Genomic DNA, 2,252 nt, shown 5'->3' on the forward strand with positions numbered 1-2,252 from the left:
GTAAGCGAGGTCTGACGGCCGCCTTGCGCGGCGCCCATTCGGGGGGATGATTGCCGCTCTTTGAGCGGGGTGGCCGATGTCGGACGAGATTGAGGATTCAGGGGGTGGTGCAGCGACTACTCATACGAGCGGTCGTATGAGTAGTCGGATAGAGATCGTTAGCCGTGTGTCAGGTCGGCGGCGGTGGACGGTAGAGCAGAAGCTAGCCGTGCTGCAGGATGCATTCGGCCAGGAGGGCTGCGTGCGCACGGCCTGTGAACGCCATGATGTCGGCAGCGGCTCGATCTACACTTGGCGGCGCCAGGCGATGTCCGGTGAGCTTGCCGGGGTTCGCAAGTTGGCCGAGCCGGCATTTGCGGAGGTGCAGATCAGCGAGCAGCCAGCCTTGCCTGCCCCGACGGTTGCAGCGAGCAGCGGCGGCGTGATTGGCATCGAGCTGCCGTCGGGTATCAGGGTAAGCGTGGATGCCACGGTCGATGCCGATGCCCTGTCACGGGTGATCGGTATCTTAACGCGATGATCCCGCTGCCGCCATCGACGCGGATATTCCTGGCTTGCGGCGCGACGGACATGCGTAAGGGTTTCGACGGCCTGGCGGTGATGACGCAGCAGGTTCTGGAGCAGAGCCCCCATTCCGGTGCGCTGTTTGCCTTCCGGGGCAAGCGCGGCGATCTGGTGAAGCTGCTTTGGTACGACGGCCAGGGCATGTGCCTGTTTTCCAAGCGGATGGACCGGGGGCGCTTCGTGTGGCCGTCGACCAAGACGGGGTCGGTGGTGATGACCGCAGCCCAGCTTTCGATGCTCTTGGAAGGCATCGACTGGCGGCGACCTGAACGCACTTTCACCCCTTCATTGGCGGGGTAAAACGCCCATTTTCTGGTGCTTTTATTAGCGTTTCGACGATCGATCTGCTATATGATTGCGGTGTCGGACGCAGGCATTTCCACCCCTGATAAAGACGCTCGGATCGCCGAGCTTGAAGCTGCATTGGCGGCTGCCCACGCCGATATTTCCGCCCGCGACATCCTGATCGATACGCTGCGCGTGCAGATTGCGCGCCTCAAGCGGATGCAGTTCGGCAAGTCGTCCGAGAAGCTCGATACCCAGATCGCTCAGCTTGAGCTGGCGCTCGAAGAACTTGAAGGCGAGGCCATCGTCGCCGCCGCGGGTAGAGGCGATCCGGTAGCCGTCGATCGGCCATCACCGGTTCGGACGCTGCCAGCTCATCTACCGCGCGAGGAGCAGCGGATCGAGCCCGATCAGGGTAACTGCACCTGTCCCGACTGCGGCGGCGCGCTGCGGCCGCTGGGGCAGGATAGCGACGAGATGCTCGATGCCGTGCCGGTGCAGTGGCGCGTCATTCGAACCATCCGCCCCAAGTATAGCTGCCGGTCCTGCGAGAAGATCGTGCAGGCGCCCGCGCCGGTAAAGGCGATAGCGCGGGGCAAGGCGACCTTCAGCACCCTGGCCCATGTCGTCGTCTCTAAGTTCGACCATCACCTTCCGTTATACCGCCAGGCCGAGATCATGGCCGCGCAGGGCATCGAGATCGACCGCTCGACGCTGGCAGGCTGGGTCGGCCAGGCATCCGTGCTGCTCGATCCGATCATCAGCCGTATCCGTGAGGTCGGACTGACCGCTTCAAAGATCCACACCGACGATACGCCGGTCCCCATGCTCGATCCGGGACTTGGCAAGACGGCAACCGGCAGGCTCTGGGCCTACGCCGTCGATGATCGCGGCTCTGGTGCGACTTCGCCGCCACTGGTCTGGTATGAGTTCACCACCGACCGCACCGGCGCGCATCCCCAACGGCAGCTGGCCAGTTTCACCGGCTATCTTCAGGCGGACGGCTATGCCGGATACGACAAGCTCTACGACACCAACCGCGTCACCGAGGTCGCCTGCTGGGCGCATTTCCGGCGCAAGATATTCGACATCCACGCGACCAAGCCGACACCGCTCACCACTGATCTGCTGGAACGCATCGGCCAACTCTATGAGATCGAAGCAGAGGTTCGCGGCCATCAGCCTGATATCCGACGACGACGCCGACAGGACCGCACCAAGCCATTGATCGACGAACTGCACGAGGCGCTCGACGATGCGCTGCGCCGTCTTTCGCCCAAGTCGGAGATGGCCAAGGCCATCGCCTATGGCCGCAAGCGCTGGGTCGCGCTGACGCGCTTCCTCGACGATGGCCGACTGGAGATTGATAACAACATTGCGGAGCGCGCCATGCGCTGCGTGGC

General features: G+C 63.4%; 3 protein-coding genes. All 3 read left to right on the top strand.

Annotated elements, in window-relative coordinates:
- The first annotated feature begins 136 nt into the window (after window positions 1-136).
- A complete protein-coding gene (locus PSV26_RS15270) occupies window positions 137-520 on the top strand; it encodes a transposase (protein ID WP_300571926.1) in 384 nt (127 codons plus the stop codon).
- On the top strand, window positions 517-864 hold the full coding sequence (gene tnpB / locus PSV26_RS15275) for an IS66 family insertion sequence element accessory protein TnpB (protein WP_006957496.1): 348 nt from the start codon (window positions 517-519) through the stop codon (window positions 862-864). The genes PSV26_RS15270 and tnpB overlap by 4 nt, the downstream gene beginning before the upstream one ends.
- Before the next feature lie 51 nt (window positions 865-915).
- Window positions 916-2,252 (top strand): IS66 family transposase (locus tag PSV26_RS15280; protein ID WP_300571931.1); only part of this gene is annotated, 1,337 nt, incomplete at its 3' end.

The organism is Polaromonas sp. (genome assembly GCF_029945685.1).
Classification (GTDB): domain Bacteria; phylum Pseudomonadota; class Gammaproteobacteria; order Burkholderiales; family Burkholderiaceae_C; genus Polaromonas.

Coding starts and splice junctions, on each gene's coding strand:
- PSV26_RS15270 (WP_300571926.1), top strand. CDS start 137: ATGAGTAGTCGGATAGAGATCGTTAGCCGTGTGTCAGGTCGGCGGCGG.
- tnpB (WP_006957496.1), top strand. CDS start 517: ATGATCCCGCTGCCGCCATCGACGCGGATATTCCTGGCTTGCGGCGCG.